Here is a 26,254-nt window from a genome sequence, read left to right on the forward strand (position 1 = left end):
TTATGAATTGTTTGTGACAAAACCGTGACTTTCACATCACTTAAAACGCCTGTCAAATTGCGCGTTTCAGGCGCGAACGAACATTTTTCTTTTTTTTCCGCCGGAGCCGGCCGGTTTACAATCGCACCCTATGAAAAACGAACTTTCGATTGCGTTCATCGGCGGCGGCAACATGGCCGCCGCGCTGGCTTCCGGTCTTGCGGGCAAAGTATGCCCCGCCGGGAGCATTCATGTCATTGACATTAACCAGGATTCGCACGCCGCCTGGCAGGCCCGCGGCATGAGCACCGCGACCGCCCCGGACGAGGCCCTGGCACGCTGCCGCGTCTGGGTGTTCGCGGTCAAGCCACAGAACATGAAAGACGTTGTGGCTTCCACGCGTCAGTGGCTGCGCGACGACACTTTGGTGGTAAGCGTTGCCGCCGGCATCCGCGCCGACACGCTGGCCGGCTGGCTGGGCACGCCCGAGGCCCCATGGCGCCGGTTGGTGCGCTGCATGCCCAACACGCCGGCGCTGGTCGGCGCCGGCATCACCGGCCTGGCCGCGCTCGACGGCGTGGGGCAGGCCGACCGCGACCTGGCCGCCAGCATGCTGGCCAGCGTCGGCGAGGTGGTCTGGGTGGCCGACGATGCGGCGCTGGACGCGGTCACGGCGCTGTCGGGCAGCGGCCCGGCGTATGTCTTCCTGTTCCTGGAAGCCCTGATCGCCGGCGGCCAGAAGGTCGGCCTGACGGCCGAGCAGGCGCGCCAGTTGGCGCTGGGCACCTTCGCGGGCGCCACCAAGCTGGCGGCCGAGTCTTCGGAGCCGCCGTCGGTGCTGCGCGAGCGTGTCACCTCCAAGGGCGGCACCACCGCCGCGGCGCTGGCCGCGTTCAATGCCGCCGGCTTTGCCGGCATCGTCGAGGACGCCATGGCCGCCGCCGCGCGCCGTTCGCGCGAGCTGGCCGAGGAGTTCGGCAAGTGAACCACGCCGCGCGCTTCGCCCCCATGCGCCGGGCGCAGTTCGGCATCGCCGTGCTGTGCATGGTGCTGGTGGTGGTGGGCTCGAACATCCTGGTGCAGGTGCCGCTGAACGACTGGCTGACCTGGGGCGGCCTGTCGTACCCGGTGGCCTTTCTGGTGACCGACGTGTTGAACCGCCGCTTCGGCCCGGCGGCCGCGCGCCGGGTGGCGTGGTTCGGTTTCGCCGCGGCGCTGGCGGTTTCGGTATGGGTGGCGTCGCCGCGCATCGCGCTGGCGTCGGGCCTGGCCTATATCTGCGCGCAACTGGTCGATATCCAGGTGTTCGACCGCCTGCGCGACCAGCGCTGGTGGCGCGCGCCGCTGGTCTCGGGCCTGCTGGGCGCCACGCTCGACACGGCGGTGTTCTTCAGCGTGGCGTTTGTCGCCACCGGCGCGCCGTGGCTGACCTGGATGCTGGGCGACCTGGCGGTCAAGCTGGTGGTCAATATCAGCATGCTGGCGCCGTTCCGGGCGTTGATGTGGAATCTGGCCAAACCGGCCAACGCCTGACTTTCCGGAAAATCGGGCGATTATTATTTAACGGGATAATCATTATTCGTAAGACTCGCGTAAGTACTGTATGAAAATGCGCGGTCAAACGATGTATTAATGATTATTCATATAAATCACCTGCCATTCATCGCGCCCCGGCGCCATGGCCAATCCCAGGCGCCGCGCGGATTTCTCCTGCGTTTTCACGCACTTGTCGCACTAATCCGTCACGATTAAAGGTTTGTCCTCAAATATTGGGGATTACACGCAGTGACAGTATCCCGGCTTGCTTCCAGAATACCGCCCACCAAGTGTTTTTGCCCAAGAAGCCGGCGACGGGCGATACGGGTTCAAGGGGTATCCACCCGATAAACCGGATCGAACAGAGCCGCTCAAAACCTCGCTGGAGAACTCCGCATGAAGTTTCTGCATCGCCTTACCCCGGTAGCTATGGCATTCGGGGCGCTTGCCCTGGCAGGTTCCGTGCACGCCGCCGATACGATCAAGATCGGCATTCCGCAGCCCATGACGGGCCCCAACACCCAGTACGGCGACCAGATCCAGGCTGGCGCGCTGACTGCCATCGAGACCATCAACGCCAAGGGCGGCGTGAAGGGCAAGAAGCTCGAACCGATTCTGATCGACGACGGCTGCGAACCGAAGCAGGCCGTGCCGGCCGCCAACCGCGTGGTCAACTCCGGCGCCAAGTTCGCCGTGGCCCATGCCTGCTCGGGCGTGACCGTGGCCGCCGTCAACGTCTACGAACAGGAAGGCATCGTCGGCATCACCCCGGGCGCCACCTCGCCGCTGGTGACCGACACCATCAAGCCGCATTTCTTCTTCCGCACCATCGGCCGCGACGACCAGCAAGGCCCGTATGCCGCGCGCTACATCGCCAACACCCTCAAGCCCAAGAAAGTCGCCGTGCTGCACGACAAGCAGACCTACGGCTCGGGCGTGGCCACCCAGGTCAAGGACACCCTGGCCAAGGAAGGCGTGAACGTGGCGCTGTTCGAAGGCATCAACGTCGGCGACAGCGATTACTCGGCCATCATCACCAAGCTCAAGTCGGCTGGCGTCGACCTGGTCTACTTCGGCGGCTACCACCCCGAACTGGGCCTGCTGCTGCGCCAGTCGCGCGAGCAGGGCCTGAAGGTGCAGTTCATGGGGCCGGAAGGCACCGCCAACCAGGATCTGGTGGCGATCGCCGGCCCGGCCATCGACGGCCTGCTGGTCACGCTGCCGGCCGACTTCACCAAGCTGCCCGGCAACGAAAGCATCGTCAAGGCCTTCAAGGACGCCAAGCGCGATCCGGACGGCGCCTTCCAGATGCCGGCCTACGCCGCGGTGCAGATCCTGGCCGACAGCATCAACGCGGTGGGCGAGGATCCGGCCAAGGTCGCCGACTATATGCACAAGACCACCTTCAACACCGGCATCGGCAAGGTCGAGTACGACGCCAAGGGCGATCTGAAGAACTTCGAGTTCGCCGTGTACAAATGGGACAAGAACGGCAAGAAGACCCAGCTGTAAACTCCCGCGATTCCGCCGGCGTGGTGCCGGCGCGAAGGGCCTGTCGTCGTCGTTGTGCCGTAATCCGCGTAGCGATGCGCCAAAAGCGCTGTGCGGCCGGCATGCGCTGACCACAGGCCCTTAAAATACGCCCAGGTTTCCGGCTCCGGGTCTCTCTACCGGAGCCGGAACTATTTGGAGCAAGAGAAATAATGTCCGACCTCATACCCCAACTTACCCAGCAATTCTTCAACGGATTGTCTCTGGGCGCGATCTATGCGTTGATTGCCATCGGCTACACAATGGTCTACGGCATCATCGGTATGATCAACTTCGCTCACGGCGAAATCTACATGATTGGCGCCTATGTCGGCCTGGTCACCCTGACGGCCATCGGCACGGGCAGCGGCCTGCCGGTGCCGTTCATCATCGCCGCGATGCTGCTGGTGGCCATTGTCGTCACCGGCATCTACGGTTTCAGCGTCGAGCGGGTCGCGTATCGCCCGGTGCGTGGCAGTCCCCGCCTGGTGGCGCTGATCTCGGCCATCGGCATGTCGATCTTCTTGCAGAACTGGGTCGCCCTGGGCCAGGGCGCGCGCGACATGGCGGTGCCGTCGCTGGTGTCCGGCGCGGTGCAGTTCCACATGGGTTCCGATTTCGATGTCACGGTGCCGTATTCGCGCATCATGATCATCCTGGTGACCGTGGTGCTGATGGTGGCGCTGACGCTGTTCATCAAGTATTCCCGCATGGGCCGCGCTTCGCGCGCCTGCTCGCAGGACATGCACATGGCCAACCTGCTGGGTATCGACACCAACCGCGTGATCTCGTTCACCTTCGTGATGGGCGCGATCCTGGCGGCGGTGGGCGGCGTGCTGATCGCCATCACCATCGGCAAGCTCAATCCCTTCATCGGCTTTCTGGCCGGCATCAAGGCCTTCACGGCGGCGGTGCTGGGCGGCATCGGCAGCATCCCCGGCGCCATGCTGGGCGGCGTGTTGCTGGGCCTGGCCGAAACGTTCGCGGCAGCCTATATCTCGTCGCAGTACAAGGACATCGTGGCGTTCTCGCTGCTGGTTCTGATTCTGCTGTTCCGTCCCACCGGGCTGTTGGGCAAACCTGAGGTGGAAAAAGTCTGATGTCGAACAACAACCTGAAAAACGCCACCATGGCGGCGGTGCTGACCGCCGTCATCGTCACCCCCGTCTTCGGCCTGCAACTGATCCGCCAGGGCGCGCGCACCTCGATGGAATCGCACTGGTCGCTGGTGGCCATCGCCGCCGCGGTCGTGTTCGTGTTCCAGTTGCTGCGGCCGTGGATCGCCAAGCCGTTCCAGAAGCTCAAGAAAGACCTGCCGACGCTGCCGTCGGCGCCGGCCAAGAACCACAAGCTGCTGATGCTGCTGATCCTGGCGGTGGCGGTGACCTGGCCGTTCTTCGCCGGCCGCAGTTCGGTGGACATCGCCACGCTGGTGCTGATCTACGTGATGCTGGGCCTGGGCCTGAACATCGTGGTCGGTTTCGCCGGGCTGCTGGATCTGGGTTTCGTCGGCTTCTACGCCGTCGGCGCCTACACCTATGCCTTGCTGTACCACTGGGGCGGCTGGAGCTTCTGGGAGGCGCTGCCGTTCTCGGGCGCGATGGCCGCGCTGTTCGGCTTCGTCCTGGGCTTTCCGGTGCTGCGCCTGCGCGGCGACTACCTGGCCATCGTGACGCTGGGCTTCGGCGAGATGATCCGCCTGTTGCTGATCAACCTGAACACGCTCACCGGCGGCCCGGACGGCATTTCGGGCATTCCCAAGCCGTCGGTGTTCGGCCTGGAAATGACGCGCCGCGCCAGCGAGGAGGGCGCGACGACGTTCCACGACTTCTTCGGGCTGACGTTCCAGAACCAGCACATGGTGATCTACCTGTACATGATGGCGCTGTTGCTGGCGCTGATCACGCTGTTCGTGTCCACGCGCCTGATCCGCATGCCGGTCGGCCGCGCCTGGGAGGCGCTGCGCGAGGACGAGATCGCCTGCCGTTCGCTGGGCCTGAACCCCACGCGCATCAAGCTGTCCGCGTTCACGCTGGGCGCCATGTTTGCCGGCTTTGGCGGCGCGTTCTTCGCGGCGCGCCAGGGCATGGTGAATCCGGAGTCCTTCACGTTCATCGAATCCGCGCTGATCCTGGCGATCGTGGTGCTGGGCGGCATGGGTTCTCAGGTAGGCGTGATCCTCGCTGCCATGCTGCTGACCGTGCTGCCCGAGCTGGCGCGCGAGTTCGCCGAATACCGGATGCTGATGTTCGGTCTGGTGATGGTGTTGATGATGATGTGGCGTCCGCAGGGGTTGTTGCCCATGAAGCGTCCCCACGTGGAGCTGGCTAAATGAGCGAGGCATTGCTGAAAGTATCCGGACTGACCATGCGCTTCGGCGGCCTGCTGGCCGTCGATAGCGTGGCGTTCGAAGTCAAATCCGACGAGGTGTTCGCCATCATCGGCCCGAACGGGGCCGGCAAGACCACCGTGTTCAACTGCGTCGGCGGTTTCTATGCACCGACGGCCGGCGATATCGTGATGGACGGCAAGTCCATCACCGGCCTGCCCAGCCACAAGGTGGCGCGCCACGGCCTGGTGCGCACGTTCCAGAACGTGCGGTTGTTCAAGCAGTTGACGGTGCTGGAGAACCTGCTGGTGGCGCAGCACACGCAAGTGGAGTCGCGCCTGCTGCCGGGCCTGCTCAAGCTCAAGTCCTACCGCCAGTCGGAAGCCGACGCGCTGTCGCGCGCGGCGCAGTGGCTGGATTTCATGGGGCTGCGCGAGTATGCCAACCGCGAGGCTGGCAACCTGGCCTATGGTCACCAGCGCCGGCTGGAGATCGCGCGCTGCATGATCACCAAGCCGCGCCTGCTGATGCTGGACGAACCGGCCGCCGGCCTGAACCCGCAGGAAAAGCGCGATCTGCAATCGTTGATCGACCAGTTGCGCCGCGAGTTCGGCGTGGCGGTGCTGCTGATCGAGCACGACATGAGCCTGATCATGGGCATTTCCGACCGCATCCTGGTCATGGAGCACGGCAAGCCCATCACTACCGGCACCCCCGAGCAGGTGCGCAACGACGAGCGCGTCATCAAGGCGTACCTGGGGGAGGAATAAATGCTGAAGCTGGAAAACATTCACACGTTCTATGGCGCCATCCAGGCGCTGAACGGCGTGTCGGTGGACGTCAACAAGGGCGAGATCGTGACCCTGATCGGCGCCAACGGCGCCGGCAAGACCACGCTGCTGATGACGGTCTGCGGCAATCCGCGCGCCAGGGAAGGCAAGATCACCTTCGAGGGCGAGGACATCACCCACAAGGACACGCACCACATCATGCGCAATGGCATCGCCATTTCGCCGGAAGGGCGGCGCGTGTTCAAGGACCTGACGGTGGCCGAGAACCTGATGATGGGGGGCTTTTTCTCCAAGCGCGAGGAGATCCAGGCGGGCATCGAGCACGTCTATGGCCTGTTCCCGCGCCTGAAGGAGCGGGCCAGCCAGCGGGCGGGGCTGATGTCGGGCGGCGAGCAGCAGATGCTGGCGATCGGGCGGGCGCTGATGACGCGGCCGCGCCTGCTGCTGCTGGACGAGCCGACGCTGGGGCTGGCGCCGCTGGTGATCGCGCAGATCTTCGACATCATCCGCGAGATCCGCGAGCAGGGCGTGACGGTGTTCCTGGTCGAGCAGAATGCCAACAAGGCGCTGCAGGTGGCCGATCGCGGTTACGTGCTGGAGAACGGGCGGGTCGTGCTGCAGGATACGGGGGCGAATCTGCTGGTCAATGATCAGGTGCGTAAGGCTTATCTGGGCGGGTGATCCGCTTGATTGTTTATTCCCCGCGAAGGGAAATTTGGGCGCTACTGCGAAGGGCGCCCTTTTTTTGTCTTGTGCTTTTGTGGCGCGGAGCGGGTGTGCTTCGTGGCCCGCCCGGGGAGGGGGAGAGAGGTGGGGGAACTGCTTTGCCGCGGGGAGCGGTGAAGATGGCAACGATCGCTTGGTCGTTGCCATCTTGGTTTGCTTTGCGCTTGATGGCGCTGCCGCTGGCCTTGCTTACGCCGCGATGCGTTGCTCGGGCTGGTCGGCCAGGTAGTGGGCGATGGCGGCGCGGGCCAGGGCGTCGATGGAGTCGGTCAGGGTGACGCCCAGGCTGGAGCGCAGGGCGTGGGGCACGGCCAGGGGCAGCTCGGTGCAGCCCAGGACGACGGCGTCGGCGCCGCGGGCCTTGAGACGCGCGATGCCGTCGGCGGCGGGGGCGAAGGCGGCTTCGAGCTGGTTGCCCTTGACGGCGCGGATCGAGGCCATGCAGTAGCGTTCGACCTCATCGTCGTCGGGGACGATGCATTCGTAGCCCTGGGCTTCGAGGTGGCGCTGGTAGAGGCCCAGCTTGAGCGTGGCGGCGGTGCCCATCAGGCCGATGCGGCCCTGGTGCAGGCCGAGGCGGCGCAGGTCGTCGATGACCGCCTGGATGATGTGCAGCACGGGCAGCCGCGTGGCGGCGGCGATGTCGTCGTACCAGAGGTGCGCGGTGTTGCAGGGAATGGCGATGAGCTGGGCGCCGGCGCGTTCCAGGAAGCGCACGCCTTCGACCATGTAGGGCAGGGGATTCTCGCCGCCGGCCATATAGGCGCTGGAACGGTCGGGGATGCGCGGATCGTTGCGCAGCAGGGTGGGGATGTGCTGCTGGTCCGCGTCGGCGGGCGTGAGCGCCGCCAGGCGCAGGGCGAAAGCGGCGCCGGCCATGGGGCCCATGCCGCCCAAAACACCCAGGTAACAGCCCTGGGAATAGCTATTCACTTTGTTGACTCCAAGGTATTGCATCACCGGGTGCCAGTACCTGGCCCGGGCGTTCGGCGCCGGTCCGTTCCCCATCCCAGACCTGCCTGCCATTGACCCATACGGCGTGGATGCCCTGGCTGACCTGAACGGGAGCTGAAAAAGTGGCCTTGTCTGTGACGTTGGCGGGATCGAACAGCACCAGGTCAGCATGATACCCCTGCCGCAGCAGGCCGCGCTCGGAAAGGCCGTATTGGGCGGCCGCCAGGCCGGTCATCTTGTGGATGGCGGCTTCCAGCGACAGCAACTGTTGCTCGCGCACCAGGGTGCGCAGCACGTTGGTGAAAGTGCCCCATTGGCGCGGGTGCGGGTGCGGATCGAACGGCAGGCCATCCGAGCCGACCATGGTCAGCGGATGGCTGAAGATGCGGTTGACGTCGGCCGGATCCATCAGGAAGTAGATGGCGCCGGCGGGCGCCAGGCGGGCGATGACGGCTTCGTCGTCCAGGCCCAGTTCGGCCATGACCTCGGCGAAGTCGCGGCCGGTGGCCTCGGGGTAGCCTTTGGACCAGGTGATCATGGTGCGGCTGGCCAGGCGGGCGCGATCCAGCCGCAGCATGGTCGAGGTGGCGGGATACGGATGGCAGTCGAGGCAGACGCGCTGCGTGGCGGCGGCGCGGCTGATCATGTCCAGCGTTTCGCGGCTGCGGCCGTGGTTGCGTTCGCCGGCCAGCTTGTGGTGCGAGAACACCACGCGGCAGTCCAGTTCGCGGCCGATCCGCAGCGCTTCTTCCATGGCGGGCACGATGTGGTCGGCCTCGTCGCGCAGGTGGGTGGCGTAGATCGCGCCGGCGCGGCCGCGCAGCGGCTGGCAGACGTCGATGATCTCGTCGGTGGGCGCGGCGCTGGCGGGCGGGTAGAAGGTGCCGGTGGAGACGCCGAAGGCGCCGGCCGCCAAGGCCTCTTCGAGCAATGCGCGCATGGCCTGGCGTTCGGCCTGCGTGGCGGCGCGGCCGGTGTCGTCCATGACCGCCACGCGCAGCGTGGTGTGGCCGACCAGCGGGATCACGTTGACGGCTGCGGGCGTCTCGGCCAGCGCCCGCAGCCAGTCGCGGAAGGTGCTGAAGCGGAACAGGGCGGGCGGTCCCAGCAGGTCCAGCGGCTGCGGGATCTCGCGGCGCGACAGCGGCGCCAGGCTGATGCCGCAGTTGCCGGTGACCACGGTGGTGATGCCTTGCGAGACCTTGGGCAGCATCTCGGGATGCGCCAACAGGTAGCCGTCGTCGTGGGTGTGCGAGTCGATGAAGCCGGGCGCCAGGGCCAGGCCGCGGGCGTCGATGACCGTCGCGCCGGGCGCATGGGGCAAGTCCCCCAGCGCCACGATGCGCCCGGCGCGCACCGCCAGGTCGCCCTGGCGCGACGGCCCGCCGCTGCCGTCGATGAGGGTGGCGCCGGCCACGATGAAGTCCGCATCGGGGGCGACGGCGGGCGCGGTGCTGCGGTCCGTCATGGCGCGGCTCAGTCCAGTTTCTCGATGCCGGCGTTGTCGATGATCTGCTTCCACTTGGCGGTTTCGCGATCGATCAGTTGCTTGAACTCGGCGGGGCTGCCGCTGGCCGGTTCGGCGCCCAGCGTGGCCAGGCCGGTGCGCACCTGCGGCGCCTGCAATGCCTTCTGGATGGCGGCATTGAGCTGGTTCACGATTTCCGGCGGCGTGCCCTTGGGGGCGACGACGCCGCCCCAGGCCACGGTTTCGTAGCCCTTCAGGCCGGACTCGTCCAGGGTGGGCACGTCGGGCATCAGCGCCAGGCGCTTGAGGCTGCTGACGCCGATGGCGCGCACCTTGCCGCTCTTGACCAGGGGCACGGCCTCGGAGGTGTTGACGAACAGGTAGTCCAGGCGTCCGCCCAGCAGGTCCTGGATGGCGGCGGGGCCGCCGTTGTAGGGAATGAACATGACCTCGACCTTGGCCATGCTCTTGAACAGTTCGCCGCCCATGTGGCCGGTGGTGCCGACGCCGGAGGCGCCGTACGACAGGCGGCCCGGCTCCTTGCGGGCGCGGTCGATCAGGTCCTGCACGCTCTTGACGGGCGAGTCGGCCGGCACGATCAGCGCGTTGTACAGGTCGAACAGGTGCGCCACGGGCGTCAGGTCCTGGTCCACGTCGTAGGGCAGGCGCTTGAACAGCGAGCGGTTGACCGCCAGCGTGTTGATGTTGCCGTAGCCGACGGTGTAGCCGTCCGGCGCGGCGCGCTTGACCAGGGCAATGCCGATGTTGCCGGCCGCGCCGGGGCGGTTTTCCACCACCAGGGTGGCGCCGGTGTCCTTGGCCAGTTGCGTGGTGATCAGGCGCGACAGCACGTCGGGCGAACCGCCGGCGGCCGAGGGCACGATGAAGGTGATCGGCTTGTCGGGATAGGCGCCGGCCGCTTGGGCGCCGGCGCTGAAGGTGGCGGCCAGCGCCAGGGCGGCGAGGCGGCGGAAAAAGGTGCGTTGCATGCTGGATTCCCCTTGTTTTGTTGTGTGGAGGCGGGCAGATTAGCACCGGGGTTGCGGCACCGCGTCATCGAAAAATGTCGAAAACCTATAATCCGCCGTTATTGATCAAGGGGAAGAGAATGGATGCGCACGACGATGCCGACGCGCTCGCGCCCAGCGCCGGCCGGCCGTTGAACCTGCGCCAGATCGAGGTGTTCCGCGCCATCATGATGGCCGGTTCGATCAGCGGCGCCGGCCGCATGCTGCATGTGTCGCAGCCGGCGGTGAGCCGGGTGCTGGCGCTGACCGAGGACCGGCTCGGCTACCACCTGTTCGAGCGGGTCAGGAGCCGGCTGTCGCCCACCGCCGAGGCGCGGCGCCTGTACGCCGAGGTCGAGCAGGTCTACGGCGGCATCCAGCGCGTCAACGACCTGGCCGCCAGCCTGGGGCAGTCCGGCGCCGGCATGCTCAGGATCGTGGCCAGCGCCAGCTATGGCCAGCGGCTGGTGCCGATGGCGCTGGCGCGCTTTCGCGACCGCAACGGCGCGGCGCGGGTCGATTACCGCAGCGTCACCTTCGATGAGCTGGCGGCGTATTTCCTGTCGGGCCAGGCCGATATCGGCATCTCGATGCGGCCGCCCGATCATCCCAATCTGACTTCGATCAAGCTGGCGACCGTACCGGTAGTGTGTGTGCTGCCCAAGGGCCATCCGCTGGCCGCGCACGCGGTGGTGCATCCGGAGGACTTCGCGTCCGCCGCCTGGATCGGTTACCCGCGCGATACGCCGCTGGGACGCGCGCTGCAATCGTTCTTCGGCGGCGCGCCCGCGTGTCCGGCGGCGGTGGAGGTGCATTCGCCGGTGACGGCCTGTTCGTTCGTGCAGCACGGCCTGGGGCCGGCGCTGGTGGATGCCTGGTGCGTGTCGCCCGACCAGACCGAAAGCATGGTGCTGCGGCCGATCGCGCCAGGCGCGAGTGTGGAGATCTGGGCCACGCATTCGAACCTGAGCGCGCCGCCGCTGCTGGCGCGGCGTTTCCTGGCGGCGGTCAAGAAGACCCTGGACAGCGCGGCGCCGGCGGGCGGCTGAAGGGAAACGCGCCCGCGCACAAGAAAAAACGCCCCGACGGCCAAGGGCGGCAGGGCGTTCGGGGCCGGCGTGCCGCCGGCCCGGCGGCCCTTATTCCAGGCCTTCGGCCTTGAGCGCGGCCTTGACGCCGGCATTGTCCTGCATGCGCTTGAAGAACGCGGCCAGGTGCTCCTGGCCCGACAGGTCGATCTGCTTGGCATGGGCCCAGCGCAGCACCACGTACAGGTACGCGTCGGCGATCGACGGTTGCTCGCCGCCCAGGTAAGGCTGGTTGATCAACTGGGCGTCCAGCAGCGCGAACAGGCGCGTCAGCAGCTTGGACGCGGAGGCCGCCAGCTCCTGCTGCGGGGCTTGCTCGGCCAGGAAGCGGCCGGCGCCGAAGATCATCGAAAAGGTCTTGTGGATGTCGGAGTTGATGAAGCCGAGCCAGCGGCGTACGTCGGCGCGCGAGCGGGCCGAGCCGTCGCCCAGCAGCTTGGCCTGCGGCGCCTGCTCGGCCAGGTATTCGAGAATCGCGACGTTCTGGGTCAGCGTGAAACCGTCGTCGTCCAGGGCGGGCACGGCGCCCAGCGGGTTGACCTTGAGGAACGCCGGCCCTTTGAGTTCGTCGCGGCTGAGCTTGTGCGTTTCGTACGGCTTGCCGATCCACTCCAGCACAATGTGGGAAGCGAGCGAGCACGCGCCGGGCATGTAGTACAGTTTCATGTAAGAGAGTCTCCTGAGAGGAATGGACGGGAAGCCACCCGTCGCTGACTCCTATGGTACGCCACCCGCGAGGCGCCGCCGAGCGTGCGCTGCCGCCTCACCCGCCGCCGGAGATGTCCATGCCGTCACGCCCGTCCGCGAGCCGTCGCGCCTCCTCCCTGATCGTCTTCGCCGGCGCCGCCCTGTGCGCGGCCGCGGCCTGGGCCGCGCCGCAGAAAAGCCCCGACCAGCCGCCCGCCGCGCCCGCCCAGGTGACGGTGGTGGTCGGCGGCCTGGATCATCCCTGGTCGATGGCCTTCCTGCCCGAAGGCGGCGTGCTGATTACCGAGCGGCCGGGCAACCTGCGCCTGCTGCGCACGCCCGGCGGCCTGTCCGAACCGCTGGCCGGCGTGCCCAAGGTGGCGGCGCAGGGGCAGGGCGGCCTGCTCGACGTGGCGCTGTCGCCGGGTTTCGCGCAGGATCGCTACGTCTATCTTTCGTATGCCGAATCCGACGGTTCGCGCAGCGGCACCGCGGTCGGTCGCGGGCGCCTGTCGGCCGACGCCAGCGCGTTGGAGGATTTCCAGGTGCTGTTCCGCCAGGCGCCCAAGCTGTCGCAGGGGCTGCACTTCGGCTCGCGTCTGGTGTTCGACGGCAAGGGCCACCTGTTCATCTCCCTGGGCGAGAACAACCAGCGCCCGACCGCGCAGGACCTGGACAAGCTGCAGGGCAAGGTGGTGCGCCTGCAGGCCGACGGCTCGGTGCCGGCCGACAATCCCTTCGTCGGCAAGGCCGGCGCGCGGCCCGAGATCTGGTCGTACGGGCATCGCAATCCGCAGGGCATGGCGCGCAATCCCTGGACCGGCGCGTTGTGGGAGAACGAGCATGGCCCGCGCGGCGGCGACGAAATCAACCTGGTGCAGGCCGGCAGGAACTACGGTTGGCCGCTGGCGACCCACGGCATCAACTATTCGGGCCAGCCGATACCGGAGGCCCAGGGCGCGACCCTGCCCGGCATGGAGCCGCCGTTGTACTGGTGGGGCAGGTCGCCGGCCGTCAGCGGCATGGCGTTCTATGACGCCGATCGCTTTCCGGCCTGGCGCCATTCGCTGTTCATCGGCGCGCTGGCCGACCAGAACCTGATCCGGCTGACGCTGGATGGCGACAAGGTGGTGGCCGAGGAGCGGCTGCTGGGCGAGCGCAAGGCCCGCATCCGCGACGTGCGGCAGGGGTTGGATGGCTATGTGTACGTGTTGACCGACGCCTCGCCGGGCGAGCTGCTGCGGCTGGCGCCGATGCAATCGGGAGGGTGACCGTGATGAAGACCTATGAGTTGATCGGTTCGCCGGGCTGCGGCTCGGCCATCGTCGAAATGGCGCTGGCGCTGGCCAATGTGCCGCACACGCTGACCGACGTGCCATACCTCAAGCCCGGCCCCGAGCGCGACCGACTGCTGCGCCTGAACCCGCTGGGGCAGGTCCCGACGCTGATCACGCCGGACGGCGAGGTGATGACCGAAAGCGCGGCCATGGTGCTGCACCTGCACGATGTCGCGCCGCAGGCGGGGCTGGCGCCCGAGCCCGCGCGGCCCGAGCGGGCTCGGTTCCTGAACCTGCTGCTGCGCCTGGTGGCGGCGATCTATCCCACCTTCACCTACGGCGACGATCCGCCGCAATGGACCACGCCGGGCGCGCCGGCCGAGCTGTTGCGCGAGCGGGTGCACATGCGCCGCGCCGAGCTGTGGCTGGAACTGGAACGCCAGGCGGGCGCCCCGCACATGCTGGGCCGCCGCTTCTCGGCGCTGGATCTGTACGTGACCGTGATGACGCGCTGGCGCCCGGGCCAGGCCTGGTTCGAGGCCAACTGCCCGGCGCTGACCGCGGTGGCGCGCCAGGCGGCGCGCGAGCCGACCGTGGCGCGGGTGCTGCAGCGCAACTTCCCGCCGCCGACCGAGTAGGCCGCGCGGCTAGGCTTTGGCGCGCCGCTTGTGTGCGCCGCGCGCCTCGCGCAGCGCGATGTAGACGCCGCTGCCGGCGATGAACAAGGCGCCCAGGTAGGCATAGGCGTCGGGCGCCTCGCGCCAGAAGATCCAGCCCAGCAGCGTGGCCCAGATCAGGCCGGTGTAGTCGAACGGCGCCACCACCGAAGCCGGCGCGATGCGAAAGCCCTGGGTGATCAGCGCCAACCCCAGCGTGCTGAACAGCGCCACCGCGGCGAAATAGGGCAGGTCGGCCATGGCCGGCGCGTGCCAGATCCACGGCAGGGCCAGCGCGCTGCACACCAGTTGGCCGGCGACGATGTAGAACGTGGTGGTCAGCATGCCTTCGCCACGGCTGATGCCGCGCGCCGTGATCATCATCACCGCGTAGAGGAAGGCGGTGGTCAGCGGCAGCAGGGTGGCGGCCTGGAAGGCGTCGGTGCCGGGCCGCACGATGATCAGCACGCCCGCGAACCCGGCCAGCACCGCCAGCCAGCGCCGGCCATCGACGCGCTCTTTCAGGATCAGCACCGACAGCGCCGTCACGAATAGCGGCGCGGCGAAGGCGATGGCGGTGGCTTCGGCCAGCGGCAGCGCGCGCAATCCCAGGTAGAAACAACAGGCCGAGACCACGTTGATGGCGCCGCGGGTCAGGTGCAGCCCGGGATGGGCCGTGCGCAACACGCGGCGTCCGCCCAGCCAGACGGCCAGCGCGGTCACGAACGGCAGCGCGATCAGCGCGCGCAGGAACAGGATCTGCAGCGGGTTGTAGGTGCTGCCCAGCCACTTGGCGTTGGCGTCGCTGAGCGTCAGGAAGAAGATGCCGCCGGCGACACAGGCGATGCCGGCGAAGGCCGAGCGGTCACGCGCGGCGGGAAAAACAGGAGAGGAAGACATCGGGGTTCAGCAGGAAAGGCGGCCGCGGCCGCCTGGAGGGTAAAGCGGGGTCGCCGGGGCAGGCCCGGCCAGGGTTCAGCCCTGGGCGCGGTAGGCGGCCAGCGCCACCATCGCCCAGGCGGCCAGGAAAGCCGCGCCGCCCACCGGCGTGATCGCGCCCAGCCAATGGGTGCCGGTCAGGGTCAGGACGTACAGGCTGCCCGAGAACAGGACGATGCCGATGAACATCACCAGCCCGGCGGCCGACAGCAGCGGCGAGCCGTAGCGCGCGCCGAGCAGCGCGATGATGAACAGGCCCAGCCCATGAACCAGATGGTACATGACGCCGGTCTGCCAGACCGACAGCAGCTCGGGCGAGACCAGGCGCTTGAGTCCATGCGCGCCGAAGGCGCCGGCGCCGACGGCGATCAGCAGGTTGATGGCCGCGAGGAGGGTGAGCTGGCGGTCGGTCATGCGAGGTCCTTTGTGCAGGCGTGGGAAGAAGCGTCGGGGTCTATGATAGGCCCAATCGAATCGCGCCGCCGGACACCGCGGCCCGCGCCGCCTGCTCCCGGGTCAGTCCACGGTCAGCACCGCGCGGCCCAGCACCTTGCCGGCGCGCAGCGACGCCAGCACGCTGTCGGCCGCGTCCAGCGGATAGCGGTGCACCGGCATCGGCGGCACCTTGCCGGCGCGCACCAGTTCCATCAGTTCGCGTAGTTCGGCCAGGTTGCCGACGTAGCTGCCCATGATGGACATGGCCTTCATCGGTATCAGCGCGATCGGCCACGACGCGGCGCCGCCGAACAGGCCGACGATGATGAGCTTGCCGCCCTTGGTCAGAAAGTCGAACGCCAGCGAGGTCGTCGACGGCGCGCCCACCAGGTCGATGGCGGCCTGCAGCGGCTTGCCGCCGGCGGCCTGGATGATTTGCTGCGCGGCATCGGGCGCGGCGCCGTCGATGGCGGCCAGGGCGCCGGCCTCCAGCGCGGCCTGGCGCTTGGCAGGATCGATGTCGACCACGATGGCGCCCTTGCCGCCGAGCGCCTTGATCAGGGTCAGGCTCATCAGGCCCAGGCCGCCAGCGCCGAAGATAACCACTGGATGCTCACGGTAGACGGCCTCGCCGATCTTGCGCAGCGCCGAATAGGTGGTCAGCCCCGAACACGCGTAGGGCGCGATGCGGGCCGGATCGAGGTCGCCGATGTCGATCAGGTAGCGCGGGTGCGGCACCAGGATGTGGTCGGCATAGCCGCCGGCCCGGTGCACGCCCAGGCAGGCGGGCGCGGTGCAGTGGTTCTCCTGGCCCGACAGGCAGGTCGGGCAGGCGCCGCAGCCGATCCACGGGTAGACCAGGTAGTTGCGGCCGGCCTGCACTCCCTGCGCGTCCGGGCCCGCCGCGACCACGCTGCCGACCGTTTCATGGCCCATCGTCAGCGGCAGCGAGACGCCGCGCTCCTTGAGCGACAGGGTGCGGCCCTGGCCCAGGTCGTAGCCGCCTTCCCACAAGTGGATGTCGCTGTGACAGACTCCCGCCGCGCGCACCTTCAACAGCACCTGCGACCCTTGCGGCGCGGGGGTGGCCTGCTCCATTTCCTGCAACGGTTCGCGGAAATTGACGACGCAATAGCACTTCATGGGATGTCTCCTGCGGGATGGATTTATTTCTTGACCAAGGGGGCATTCGCTGTCGGCCTGCGAGACGGACAGCTTCTCGCTTGATCAGTTTAGTGGCGATGGGCAACACGCGCACCTTCTGGTTGACCAGCGCGCCCTCGAAGGTGCCGGCGGCCGGCTTGCGCCGCTACACCGGCCAGACCCGCCCCACGCGCGCCGCGCTGCCGCGGCAGGCGGCCCGGGACTGAGCGCTCAGGCGCCGCGCCGCACCAGCGTCGACTTGCCGAACAGGCTCTCGATCAGGTCCACCGCCAGGTCGGCGGTCTTGTTGCGCACGTCGAAGGCCGGATTCAGTTCGACCACGTCCAGCGAGCGCATCAGCCCGGTATCGGCAATCATTTCCATGCACAGTTGCGCCTCGCGGTAGGTCGGCCCGCCCATCACGGTGGTGCCGACCCCGGGCGCGATCTCGGGGTCGAGAAAATCGACATCGAAGCTGACGTGCAGGTGCGTGTCGGCGTCCAGCCCGGCCAACGCGGCTTGCATGGTCGCGCGCATGCCCATTTCGTCCAGGTAGCGCATGTCGAAGACTTCCAGGCCGGCCTGGTGCACCAGGCGTTTCTCGCCCTCGTCGACACTGCGGATGCCGATCTGGCGCACCCAGGACGGATCGATGTCGGGCGTCCGGCCCGACATGCCGGTGATCTGCGCGGGGCCATGCCCGCACAGGCAGGCCACCGGCATGCCGTGGATGTTGCCGGTGGGGGTGAGCGTGTTGGTGTTGAAATCGGTGTGCGCGTCCAGCCACAGCACCCGCAGTTTCCTGCCGCTGGCGCGGCAATGGCGCGCCACCGCGCTGATCGAGCCGATGCCCAGGCAGTGGTCGCCGCCCAGCAGGATCGGCAGCGATCCTTGCGACAGGGCCTCGTACATCGCGTCGTGCACGGCCTGGTTCCAGGCGGCCACCTCGTCCAGGTGACGGTAGCCGTCCACCGGCGGTTGCCAGGGATTGGCCGGCCCATACAGATTGCCCCGGTCGGTGACGGTGAAGCCCTGGGCTTCGATGACCGGGCCGATGCCGGCCACGCGCAGGGCTTCCGGGCCCATGGAGGCGCCGCGCGCGCCCGCGCCGATATCCGTGGGGGCGCCGATCAACGTGACGTGCCGGGGCAGGGTGGCGGGGTTTTGCAAGGTCGGCCTCCGTGATGCAGGGTTTCAGTCCGGGTCGAGTGTAGCGCCCCGGCATGGCAGGATCGCCATTACGCGGCCAAGGCCTTTGGCCGCCCCGGCGCGCGGCTGCGGCACAATACGCGTATCGCGCGTTTTCCACCGGATGATTCCATGTCTTTGCACTCCCTGTTTCTGAAGCTGGCGCGTGCCGCCGCCGTGGCCGCCCTTGGGCTGGTTGGCGCGGCGTCCGCCCAGGCGGCCGACAAGCCGCTGCGCATCGGGCTGATTCCCGCGCTCGCCAACGCGGCCACCGAGGTGGCCGTGGCCGAGGCGCGCAAAGCCGGCCTCGAAGTCGAGCTGGTCGAATTCAACGACTGGGTTCTGCCCAACATCGCCGTGGCCGACGGCTCGGTCGACGCCAACTTCTTCCAGCACGAACCGTTCCTGCAACTGTTCAATGCCCGGCGCGGCGCCAACCTCACGCCCATCGCCTACGGCTATTCGACCACCATCGGCCTGTTCTCCAAGAAGCTCAAGCGCGGCCAGCCGCTGCCGGACGGCGCCACCGTGGCCGTGCCCAACGACCCCGTCAACACCGGCCGCGCCTTGCTGCTGCTGGAATCCATCGGCCTGATCAAGCTCAAGCCCGGCGTGGCGCACCAGGCCACGATCGAAGACGTGACCGACAATCCCAAGCGCCTGAAATTCGTGCAGATCGAAGGCTCGCAGTCGGCGCGCGCGTTCGATGACGTGACCGCCTCGGTCACCTACACCACCTTCGCCAAGCAGGCCGGGCTGGACGAAAAGGATGGCCTGGCGTTCGACAACACCGATCCGGCCAACGTGCGCCGCTACGCCATCCGCTGGGTCACGCGGCCCGATCGCGCGCAGGATCCGCGGCTGTTGAAGTTCATTTCCATCTACCAGCAGTCGCCCGAGGTCAAGGCCAAGCTGCGCAGCCTGTATGGCGATCTGATCACCTTTCCCTGGTAGCGCCCGCGCGCCGGCGACGGCCGGCGCGAATTGACGATTCTTGGCATTCGCCGGGCGGGGTTGAACGTATACTGGCCCCGCTTTTCACGCCCTGGGCCCGGACTTGGCCGGGCCGCGCCGCCTTTGCCGCCTGTCAACCATGCGACTCGTCTCCCCGAATGACGCCCTGATTGCCGCGCCGCCGCGGGAAGCTGCCTGCGGCCGTGCCGCCGCCGCTGATCCGCGCGACGAAGAACTGGCGCGCCTGCGCGAGGTCGTGGCGCAGTACGAGGCGCTGTTCCAGAACGCGCCCGTGCTGATCAACGCCTTCGACGGGCAGGGCAAGTGCCGGCTCTGGAACGACGCCTGTGTGCGCCGTTTCGGCTGGACCCGGGACGAAATCAACCGCCACGCCGAACCGCTGGCATTGTTCTATCCCGACCCGGAGATCCGCGCGCGCGTGCTCGACAGCGTCGGGCCGGCGCCGCACCCTTCGTTCCGCGAATGGCAGCCGCTGGCCCGCAACGGCGAGCGCCTGTCGGTGATGTGGTCGAACGTGCGCCTGCCGGACGGCAGCGTCGTCAACATCGGCATGGACATGACCGAGAACCGCCGCAATGAGGCCGCGCTGGCCCGCATGGCCAAGGTCGATGGCCTGACCGGCTGTTGGACCCGCGCCGAGATCCTGCAACGCATGAAGGGCCTGCTGGAAGCGGCCAAGCGCGGCGCCTGCCATACCGCGCTGATGCTTGATCTGGACTATTTCAAGCAAGTCAACGACCGCTACGGACACCTGGGCGGCGATGCGGCGCTGCGTCACTTCTGCGACCAGTTGCGCGGCTGCCTGCGCGACGACGATTCGGTCGGGCGACTCGGCGGCGAGGAGTTCGTGGTGCTGCTGGCCGACGCCGACGCGGAGGTGGCGCTGGCGGTGTGCGACCGCTTACGCGCCTGTCTGCGGCAGCATCCGGCGAACATCGACGGCCACGCGCTGGTGCTCTCGGCCAGTGGCGGCATCACGCGCTTTCTGGAGACCGATGCCAGCATGTCGGACGTGCTGCGGCGCGCCGACCAGGCGTTGTACCGGGCCAAGCGCGCGGGGCGCGACTGCGCCGTGGTGCTGCCGGCCTGAAACGGCTCAGGCGGCGGCGCGGCGCTCGCCGGCGTGGCGGCCATTCAGGCGCCAATGCAGCATCAACGCCGCCAACGCCACCACGGCGGCCGCGGCCAGCGCAAGGCGCGCGAAGCCGGCATGGGTGTAGAGGGTGCCGGCCACCGCCGTGCCGACACTGGCGCCCAGGTAAGTGGTGCAGGTGTTCAGGCCCAGCACGGCGCCCCGTGCGTCCGGCCGGGCGCGCGACAGCAGCAGCACCAGCAGGTTCAGGCTCAGTTGCGAGGCGGCCCCCCATAGCACGGCGAGCGCCAGCACCGCCGCCAGCGCATGCGCGGCAGGCAGCAACGCCAGGTAGACCAGGGCGATAGCGGCCAGCGCCAGCGGCAAGGCCCGCCGCGGCCCCAGCCGCTCGATCAGCGGCGCGCCCGCCAGGCCGGCCAGCAGGAAGCCGGCGCCATAGGCGAAGGCAATGAAGCCCACCTGACCCGCCGTCAGCGCCAGCAGGGTGCGCACGTGGTCGGCCAGGAAGGCGTAGACGCCATAGAACGCCGCCGAGAACGCCAGGCAGCCCAGCAGCAGCGCCGGCACGTCGCGGTAAGACAGCGGCGCCAGCAGGCGCGACAGCCGTGGCGGCGCGGCATCGGTGTTGCGGCGTTCCGGCAGTGCCCGCAGGGCGGCCAGGGCCAGCGCCGCGCACAACGCCAGCACGCCATAGGTGGCGCGCCACCCGACGGCGTCGGAAATCAGCGCCGACAGCGGCACGCCGGCCACCAACGACACCGACCAGCCCGAGATCACCCGGCCCAGCGCCCGCGTTTCCTGGCCCGCGGCGGCCACCAGCGAGGCCGAGCCATAGGCGGCCGGCAGGATCACGCCGGCGGCGCCACCGGCCAGCGCCTGGGCCACGGTCAGCACGCTCCAGTGCGGCGCGACCGCCGACAGCAACAGCGCGGCGATCAGCACGGTCATCGCCGTGAGCAGCGCGCGGCGGATGCCCCAGCGGTCGATGCGGGCGGCCAGCAGGAAGGCGCTGGCCGCCGTGGCGGCGCCGTAGGCGGAAATCGCGGTGCTGACGGTAAGGGGCGTGCTGGCGAAGGTGCGCGCCACGTCGGCCAGGATGGGACTGAGCGCCAGGCCGTTGGAGCCGACCACGCTGACGGCGAACATGAGGGCGGGAACGGCGGCCGGCAGGCGCTGGCTGCGCGGCGGGTCCTGCGGGGTGTTGCGGTTCTGCATTCGCGCAATTTTATTGGAATAAAATAAGGGTTAACACCGATATTCCCTTATCCCGTAAAAGTTCGAATGCCGTTAGGCAGAACCTCATTCCAATGCCAGACCTCGACGACCGCGACCGAAAACTGTTAACGCTGCTGGCGGACGACGCCACGCCTAGCTACGCCGAGCTGGGCAAATTGCTCAACCTGTCGGCCCCCGCCGTGCACGAGCGGGTCAAGCGCCTCAAGCGCGATGGGCTGATCAAAGGCATCGCCGCCAGGCTCGATGGGGCCCGCATCGGCCGGCCGCTGCTGGCGTTCGTGCACGTGGACACCAACAATTGGAGCATCACCCAGCAGGTGTTGGGACTGGCCGAGCTGACCGAGGTCGAGGAAATCCACACCATCACCGGCAAGAGCGCGATGCTGCTCAAGGTGCGGGTGCGCGATACCCAGGCGCTGGAGGCGCTGCTGGCGCGCATCCACCAGATCGAGGGCATCACCAACACCACCAGCGACATCGCCTTGACCAGCTACCTGGAGCGCGGCCCGCTGCCGCAGGCCGACTAAGCGGCCCCGCGCGCCCCGGCGGGCGGCCGCCTCAGCGCGCCGGCCGCAGCCGCAGGCGGGTGATTTCCGAAGGCGCGCCCAGACGCTTGGGCGGTCCCCAGTAACCGGTGCCGCGGCTGACGTAGATCCACATCTGGCCGAGCCGGTGCAGGCCCGCCGTATAGGGCTGCTGGAAACGCACGAAAAACCCCCACGGGAAAAACTGCCCACCGTGGGTATGGCCGGACAACTGCAACGTGTAGCCCAGCGGGGCGGCGGCGGCCGCGCTGCGTGGCTGGTGCGCCAGCAGGATCCGCGCCACCGCGTCGGGCGGGGCGCCCGCCAGCGCCGCCGCCGGGTTGCTGCGCTGGCGCGGATCGAAGGCGCCGGCGCTGTAGTCGGTGACACCAGCCACCACCAGCGGCAGGCCGGCCGGATGCACCACCGCGTGCTCGTTCATCAGCACTCGCAGGCCCAGGCGGCGGAACTCCTCCACCCAGGGCGCGGCGCCCGAATAATATTCATGGTTGCCCGTCACCAGGTACACGCCGAAGGGCGCGCGCAGGGCGCCCAGCGGACTGGCCTGCGCCGCCAGTTGCTCGACGCTGCCGTCGACCACGTCGCCGGTGATGGCGATCACGTCCGGCGACAGCCCGTTGACCGCGTCGACGATGGCCTGCACGTAGCGGCGCTTGATGGTGGGGCCGACATGGATGTCGCTGATCTGCGCGATGGTGAAACCGTCCAGTTCCGCCGGCAGGCCGCGCACGGGCACGTCCACCGTGACCACGCGGGCGCGGCGGCGGGCGTTATGAAACCCCACCAGCGTGGCCGCCAGCGCCAGCCCCGCCACCCCCAGCGCGGTGGCGCGGCGCAGCGCGATCCAGGGCGGCGCCAGACCCGTGGCCAGGTCGACCAGCCAGAGGATCAACAGCAGCGCGTCGCGCAATACCGTCAGCACGAACAGCGACGAGAACAGGCCCATCGCGATCAGGCCGATCCAGGCGATGCGGTCGCCCCACGGCGGATGCACCGACGAGCGCGCCAGCATGCCCAGCGGGATCAGGACGCACGACAGGATCAGCAGCAAAATGGCGGTGGCGCTGCCCGGACCGGAGAGTCCGGCGTCGGCGATCAGGCGGGCGCCGACGTAGACATGGGCGAGCGCGCCCAGGGTCAGGAAACGCAGGAAAAACGAGGATTGGCGCAGGGACACGGGCGGTAGGGGCGGGGGCCGGCGCGAGGCCGGACCGGCGAGAGCGGTGGAACCGCCATTCTATGCCCTGCGGGGCGGCGTCCGGCCGTCCTGGCCGGCCAGGGACAACGTCGGCGATCTCAGACCGGCGCCAGCAGGCTCGCGTCCAATTGGTCGAGGCCGTTGATGCCCAGCATGGCCATGTTGCGGTCGACCTCGGCCCGCAACAGACTGATGGCGTGCGTCACGCCCGCCTGGCCACCGACGGCGGCGGCATAGTTGAAGGGCCGGCCCACGAACACGAAGCGCGCGCCCAGCGCCAGCGCCTTCAATACGTCGCCGCCACGGCGCACGCCGCTGTCCATCATGACGGGCATGGCGCCGGCCTCGGCCACCACGCCGGGCAGGGCCCGCAGCGGCGAAATGGCGCCGTCCAACTGGCGGCCGCCATGGTTCGACACGATGACGCCGTCGGCGCCGTGTTCGCGCGCCAGCCGCGCGTCCTGCGGATGCAGGATGCCCTTGATGATGAGCGTGCCCGGCCACTGGCGGCGGATGCGCGCCACGTGTTCCCAATTCAGGTGATCGCGCGCGCTGAAGTCGCGCAGCACCGAGGCCGACACGATCGGCGCGCCGCGGGTGGCGAACGAGTTTTCGAAATGCGGCATGCCATGGGCCAGCAGCGTGCGCAGGAAGGTGCCGGCCAGCCAGCGCGGCCGCGTCAGGCCGTCCCATGCCAGCCGCAGGCTGGGCTTGAGCGGCGTCGAGAAGCCGGTGCGCACGTTGTTTTCGCGGTTGGCGGACACCGGAATGTCCACCGTCAGCACCAGGGTGTCGTAGCCGGCGCGCGCGGCGCGCGCCACCAGCGCGTCGATGCGTGCCGGGTCGCCGGGCAGGTAGGCCTGGAACCAGGTGCCCGGCGCTTCCTTGATGACGTCTTCGAGCGCGATCAGCGCCGTGCCGCTGAGGATCGCGGGAATGCCCTGTTCACGCGCGGCCCGCGCCAGCACGATGTCGCCACGGTAGGCGGACAGGGCGCTGATGCCCATGGGGGCGATGCCGAAGGGCGATTCGTAACGGCGGCCGAACAGCTCCACATGCTGGCTGCGGCGCGACACGTCGACCAGCACGCGTGGCTGGAAGGCGTAGCGGCCGAAGGCGTCGCGATTGGCGCGCAACGACTGGTTGTCCTCGGCGGCGCCGGCCACATAGCCGAAGATCGGACGCGGCAGGCGCCGGCGGGCGGCGGCTTCGAAGTCGTCCAGCGACAGCATGCGCGCCAGGGCGCGGGACGGGCGGCTGGCGGGATGGGCGGCGGGGCGGGTGGCGGGCAGGGCGGTCGGGGTCATGACGGGCGCGAAAAAGCGCCAATTTACCGACGGCAATTCATCGTATAAAGCGAATAAATTCCTAGAATTATGTTCGCTTTATTGAAAATTGGACGCGTCTTGCGCGGCCCGCGGCTGTCGCCAGTGCGGCGGGTCGGAGCGGCGTTGCCGCGTTAGCCTCGCGGCAGCGCCAGCAATTCGCCCATGCGCACCGGGCCGCGCACCGACGGCGTGTCGGCCCAGCGCACCTTGCCCGGCCCGAACAGCACGATGGCGGTCGAGCCCAGCTTGAAGCGGCCCATTTCGGCGCCCTTGGCCAGTTGGATCGGCGCGCGCGCGGCGTCGTCGTAGCGCACTGCCTTGACGCGGCGCTTGTGCGGCGTCACCAGGCCGGCCCAGACGGTTTCGATCGAGGCGACAATCATGGCGCCGACCAGCACTACGGCCATGGGCCCATGCTCGGTGTCGAACAGACAGACCACCCGTTCGTTGCGCGCGAACAGGCGCGGCACGTTGCGCGCGGTCAGCGGATTGACCGAGAACAGCCGGCCGGGGACGTGAACCATCTCGCGCAGCGTGCCGGCCACCGGCATGTGGACGCGGTGATAGTCCTTGGGCGACAGGTAGATGGTGGCGAATTCGCCGCCCTGGAACGGCGCGGCGCGCTCGGCGTCGCCGCCCAGCAGGTCGGTCAGGCCATAGCTGTGGCCCTTGGCCTGAAAGATGCGGCCGTGCTCGATGGCGCCCATCTGGCTGATGGCGCCGTCCGCCGGGCACAGCACGCCGCCCGGTTCGTCGTCCAGCGGACGGGCGTCCGGCTTGAGGGCGCGGGTGAAGAAGTCGTTGAAGCAATCGTAGGCCAGCGCGTCTTCCTGCACGGCTTCGCGCATGTCCACGCCGTACTTGCGCACGAAGCGCGAGATCATCCAGTTCTTGACCGCGGGTTCCCGGCAATCCGAGGCGTATCCGAAGAAACGCGATACCAGGTGATGCGGCGCAAGGTACTGGCTGGCGAGGAAGAGTTGGTCTTTGATCGTCATCTAGGAGCGTTAAAAAACGCGTCCCGCGTACAGCGGGACGTGGTTGGAGGCGGTCGCGCGCGAGGTGGGGCCGCAGTCTGCATGCGAGCGCGAGCCAGGGCGTGCAATGCGCGGGATTGTAACGCGTCCGCGCGCGCCCATGGGCCATGGGGCGCACGGCCTGCCGCGCGGGCTAGCCCTGTGCCTGGCGCGGCGGTCTGCCGCCGGCCATCACGCCCTCCGGCGTCGCGGCCTGGCGCCGATACGTTCCCGGCCCGATCCCGAAGTGCAGCTTGAAAGCGCGCGCGAACGCGGCTTCCGATTGATAGCCGATGCCGGCGGCGACGCGCGCCACCGAATCCTTCGGCCGCTCGAGCTGGCGCGCCGCGTGTTCCATGCGGATCGCGGTCAGCAGGCGCAGCGGCGTCAGGCCGCTGGCACGGACGAACTGGCGCGCGAAAGTCGCCCGCGACAGGTGGCAGCGCTGCGCCAGCGTCACCAGGGTCCACGGTTCGGTCGGGGTTTGCAGCATCGATTGCACGGCGGGCGCCAGGCGCGGATCGGCCATCAACGCCAGCAGGCCCCGGGTCTGCTGGCCATCGTGGATCAAGGCGCGCAACACCAGCGTGAAAAGGGCGGTGGACAGTTGGTTGACGATGGCCGCGGCGCCCAGCCGGGGCCGGCTGGCCTCGGTACGCATCAGTCCGAGCAGCGTGGCCAGCGCGCTGTTGTCGGTGATGGTCGCGGCGCGCACCACCATGGCCTGCGGCAGCGCCATCAGCAGCAGGCCGCCGGCGCGGCCCAGCGTGAACACGCCGCACAGCATTTCCAGGCGCGGCCCGGCGCCGTCCTGCGTCAGCTCGGTCAGAACGCCGTTGTGGCGGATGTCGGGCGGCGCCGTGGCGGCCGGCGCGCGCGCGTCGACGCCGCGCAGCAGATGCGAGGCGCCGTGCGGCAGCAACAGGATGTCGCCGGCGCGCAGCGCCAGTTCGTCGTGCCCGACGCGGGCCACGCCTTCGCCCTGCAGGATGACGTGGTACGGCACGTGGCCGGCCGGCGCCTGGGGATGGTCGGCGCGCCAGCGGCCGCCGTAGCGGCACAGCAGATCCACCGTGCCCGCGGGCTCGACCGTCGACAGGAGCTGGCTGAGGCTGTCCATGGGTTCAAGG

General features: G+C 68.5%; 27 protein-coding genes. 14 read left to right on the forward strand and 13 right to left on the reverse strand.

Going from position 1 to position 26,254, the window contains the following annotated elements:
* The first annotated feature begins 130 nt into the window (after nt 1-130).
* The 7 genes from proC (at nt 131) to ACN6O8_RS08045 (ending at nt 6,846) form a co-directional block, all read left to right on the forward strand.
* Entirely contained in the window at nt 131-964 is an 834-nt protein-coding gene (gene proC / locus ACN6O8_RS08015) for a pyrroline-5-carboxylate reductase (RefSeq protein ID WP_427990523.1), read from the forward strand.
* Nucleotides 965-987: 23 nt separating this feature from the next.
* Nucleotides 988-1,512, forward strand: a complete 525-nt coding sequence (locus tag ACN6O8_RS08020; RefSeq protein WP_427990686.1) for a queuosine precursor transporter — start codon at nt 988-990, stop codon at nt 1,510-1,512.
* Between the two features lie 399 nt (nt 1,513-1,911).
* Nucleotides 1,912-3,027 carry a branched-chain amino acid ABC transporter substrate-binding protein gene (locus ACN6O8_RS08025; RefSeq protein ID WP_049073548.1) on the forward strand — a complete coding sequence of 372 codons (1,116 nt, stop codon included), beginning with the start codon at nt 1,912-1,914 and terminating at the stop codon, nt 3,025-3,027.
* A gap of 191 nt (nt 3,028-3,218) precedes the next feature.
* Nucleotides 3,219-4,145: a high-affinity branched-chain amino acid ABC transporter permease LivH gene (gene livH, locus ACN6O8_RS08030; RefSeq protein WP_427990524.1), complete on the forward strand. Its 927-nt coding sequence runs from the start codon at nt 3,219-3,221 to the stop codon at nt 4,143-4,145.
* Nucleotides 4,145-5,380, forward strand: coding sequence for a high-affinity branched-chain amino acid ABC transporter permease LivM (locus ACN6O8_RS08035; protein ID WP_427990525.1), 1,236 nt, complete (start codon nt 4,145-4,147; stop codon nt 5,378-5,380). Before livH ends, ACN6O8_RS08035 begins: the two co-directional genes overlap by 1 nt.
* Entirely contained in the window at nt 5,377-6,144 is a 768-nt protein-coding gene (gene livG, locus ACN6O8_RS08040) for a high-affinity branched-chain amino acid ABC transporter ATP-binding protein LivG (protein ID WP_049073551.1), read from the forward strand. The genes ACN6O8_RS08035 and livG overlap by 4 nt, the downstream gene beginning before the upstream one ends.
* Nucleotides 6,145-6,846 carry an ABC transporter ATP-binding protein gene (locus ACN6O8_RS08045; RefSeq protein WP_427990526.1) on the forward strand — a complete coding sequence of 234 codons (702 nt, stop codon included), beginning with the start codon at nt 6,145-6,147 and terminating at the stop codon, nt 6,844-6,846. It abuts the gene before it with no gap.
* 234 nt (nt 6,847-7,080) lie between these two features.
* On the opposite strand, the gene ACN6O8_RS08050 is transcribed toward ACN6O8_RS08045, so the two are convergent.
* The 3 genes from ACN6O8_RS08050 to ACN6O8_RS08060 are packed head-to-tail and all read right to left on the reverse strand — an operon-like array spanning nt 7,081 to nt 10,302.
* Nucleotides 7,081-7,824, reverse strand: coding sequence for an aspartate/glutamate racemase family protein (locus ACN6O8_RS08050; RefSeq protein WP_427990527.1), 744 nt, complete (start codon nt 7,822-7,824; stop codon nt 7,081-7,083).
* Nucleotides 7,817-9,313 (reverse strand): N-acyl-D-amino-acid deacylase family protein, encoded by a 1,497-nt coding sequence (locus ACN6O8_RS08055; RefSeq protein ID WP_427990528.1) that lies wholly within the window; start codon nt 9,311-9,313, stop codon nt 7,817-7,819. Before ACN6O8_RS08055 ends, ACN6O8_RS08050 begins: the two co-directional genes overlap by 8 nt.
* Before the next feature lie 8 nt (nt 9,314-9,321).
* Nucleotides 9,322-10,302 carry a Bug family tripartite tricarboxylate transporter substrate binding protein gene (locus tag ACN6O8_RS08060; protein ID WP_427990529.1) on the reverse strand — a complete coding sequence of 327 codons (981 nt, stop codon included), beginning with the start codon at nt 10,300-10,302 and terminating at the stop codon, nt 9,322-9,324.
* A gap of 119 nt (nt 10,303-10,421) precedes the next feature.
* Here ACN6O8_RS08060 and ACN6O8_RS08065 point away from each other — a divergent pair, with 119 nt between their 5' ends.
* Nucleotides 10,422-11,369 carry a LysR family transcriptional regulator gene (locus tag ACN6O8_RS08065; RefSeq protein ID WP_427990530.1) on the forward strand — a complete coding sequence of 316 codons (948 nt, stop codon included), beginning with the start codon at nt 10,422-10,424 and terminating at the stop codon, nt 11,367-11,369.
* Nucleotides 11,370-11,459: 90 nt separating this feature from the next.
* On the opposite strand, the gene ACN6O8_RS08070 is transcribed toward ACN6O8_RS08065, so the two are convergent.
* Nucleotides 11,460-12,074: a glutathione S-transferase family protein gene (locus ACN6O8_RS08070; RefSeq protein ID WP_427990531.1), complete on the reverse strand. Its 615-nt coding sequence runs from the start codon at nt 12,072-12,074 to the stop codon at nt 11,460-11,462.
* Between the two features lie 119 nt (nt 12,075-12,193).
* On the opposite strand from ACN6O8_RS08070, the gene ACN6O8_RS08075 reads away from it, so the two are divergent.
* Together ACN6O8_RS08075 and ACN6O8_RS08080 are read left to right on the forward strand one after the other, a co-directional pair.
* Nucleotides 12,194-13,366 (forward strand): PQQ-dependent sugar dehydrogenase, encoded by a 1,173-nt coding sequence (locus tag ACN6O8_RS08075; protein WP_427990532.1) that lies wholly within the window; start codon nt 12,194-12,196, stop codon nt 13,364-13,366.
* 5 nt (nt 13,367-13,371) lie between these two features.
* Nucleotides 13,372-14,010 (forward strand): glutathione S-transferase family protein, encoded by a 639-nt coding sequence (locus ACN6O8_RS08080; protein ID WP_427990687.1) that lies wholly within the window; start codon nt 13,372-13,374, stop codon nt 14,008-14,010.
* 9 nt (nt 14,011-14,019) lie between these two features.
* Here ACN6O8_RS08080 and ACN6O8_RS08085 read toward each other — a convergent pair whose 3' ends face one another.
* From ACN6O8_RS08085 to ACN6O8_RS08095, 3 genes are all read right to left on the reverse strand, one after another.
* Nucleotides 14,020-14,928, reverse strand: coding sequence for a DMT family transporter (locus tag ACN6O8_RS08085; RefSeq protein ID WP_427990533.1), 909 nt, complete (start codon nt 14,926-14,928; stop codon nt 14,020-14,022).
* Nucleotides 14,929-15,003: 75 nt separating this feature from the next.
* Nucleotides 15,004-15,381: a DUF423 domain-containing protein gene (locus tag ACN6O8_RS08090; protein ID WP_427990534.1), complete on the reverse strand. Its 378-nt coding sequence runs from the start codon at nt 15,379-15,381 to the stop codon at nt 15,004-15,006.
* Nucleotides 15,382-15,483: 102 nt separating this feature from the next.
* Entirely contained in the window at nt 15,484-16,545 is a 1,062-nt protein-coding gene (locus tag ACN6O8_RS08095) for an alcohol dehydrogenase (RefSeq protein WP_427990535.1), read from the reverse strand.
* A gap of 80 nt (nt 16,546-16,625) precedes the next feature.
* Here ACN6O8_RS08095 and ACN6O8_RS08100 point away from each other — a divergent pair, with 80 nt between their 5' ends.
* Complete coding sequence (locus tag ACN6O8_RS08100; protein ID WP_427990536.1) at nt 16,626-16,772, forward strand: hypothetical protein; 147 nt, start codon at nt 16,626-16,628, stop codon at nt 16,770-16,772.
* 4 nt (nt 16,773-16,776) lie between these two features.
* On the opposite strand, the gene rocF is transcribed toward ACN6O8_RS08100, so the two are convergent.
* Nucleotides 16,777-17,715, reverse strand: coding sequence for an arginase (rocF, locus tag ACN6O8_RS08105; protein WP_427990537.1), 939 nt, complete (start codon nt 17,713-17,715; stop codon nt 16,777-16,779).
* A gap of 150 nt (nt 17,716-17,865) precedes the next feature.
* On the opposite strand from rocF, the gene ACN6O8_RS08110 reads away from it, so the two are divergent.
* On the forward strand, nt 17,866-18,687 hold the full coding sequence (locus ACN6O8_RS08110; protein WP_427990538.1) for a MetQ/NlpA family ABC transporter substrate-binding protein: 822 nt from the start codon (nt 17,866-17,868) through the stop codon (nt 18,685-18,687).
* 139 nt (nt 18,688-18,826) lie between these two features.
* The gene (locus ACN6O8_RS08115; RefSeq protein WP_427990539.1) at nt 18,827-19,798 is read left to right on the forward strand and encodes a GGDEF domain-containing protein; all 972 of its coding nucleotides are present in this window, start codon (nt 18,827-18,829) and stop codon (nt 19,796-19,798) included.
* Between the two features lie 6 nt (nt 19,799-19,804).
* Here ACN6O8_RS08115 and ACN6O8_RS08120 read toward each other — a convergent pair whose 3' ends face one another.
* Nucleotides 19,805-21,016, reverse strand: coding sequence for an MFS transporter (locus ACN6O8_RS08120; protein ID WP_427990540.1), 1,212 nt, complete (start codon nt 21,014-21,016; stop codon nt 19,805-19,807).
* A gap of 92 nt (nt 21,017-21,108) precedes the next feature.
* On the opposite strand from ACN6O8_RS08120, the gene ACN6O8_RS08125 reads away from it, so the two are divergent.
* Nucleotides 21,109-21,564, forward strand: coding sequence for an Lrp/AsnC family transcriptional regulator (locus ACN6O8_RS08125; protein ID WP_427990541.1), 456 nt, complete (start codon nt 21,109-21,111; stop codon nt 21,562-21,564).
* A 31-nt stretch (nt 21,565-21,595) separates the two neighbouring features.
* On the opposite strand, the gene ACN6O8_RS08130 is transcribed toward ACN6O8_RS08125, so the two are convergent.
* The 4 genes from ACN6O8_RS08130 to ACN6O8_RS08145 all read right to left on the reverse strand — a co-directional run bounded on the left by ACN6O8_RS08130 (nt 21,596) and on the right by ACN6O8_RS08145 (nt 26,244).
* Nucleotides 21,596-22,759, reverse strand: coding sequence for a metallophosphoesterase (locus ACN6O8_RS08130; protein ID WP_427990542.1), 1,164 nt, complete (start codon nt 22,757-22,759; stop codon nt 21,596-21,598).
* 119 nt (nt 22,760-22,878) lie between these two features.
* A complete protein-coding gene (locus ACN6O8_RS08135) occupies nt 22,879-24,087 on the reverse strand; it encodes an alpha-hydroxy acid oxidase (protein ID WP_427990543.1) in 1,209 nt (402 codons plus the stop codon).
* A 152-nt stretch (nt 24,088-24,239) separates the two neighbouring features.
* Nucleotides 24,240-25,106: an archaetidylserine decarboxylase gene (gene asd / locus ACN6O8_RS08140; RefSeq protein WP_427990544.1), complete on the reverse strand. Its 867-nt coding sequence runs from the start codon at nt 25,104-25,106 to the stop codon at nt 24,240-24,242.
* Nucleotides 25,107-25,278: 172 nt separating this feature from the next.
* On the reverse strand, nt 25,279-26,244 hold the full coding sequence (locus tag ACN6O8_RS08145) for a cupin domain-containing protein (RefSeq protein ID WP_427990545.1): 966 nt from the start codon (nt 26,242-26,244) through the stop codon (nt 25,279-25,281).
* Nucleotides 26,245-26,254 lie beyond the last annotated feature (10 nt).

Origin of the sequence: Achromobacter sp., from assembly GCF_050285565.1 — a bacterium.
In the GTDB taxonomy this organism is placed as follows: Bacteria; Pseudomonadota; Gammaproteobacteria; order Burkholderiales; family Burkholderiaceae_B; genus Achromobacter.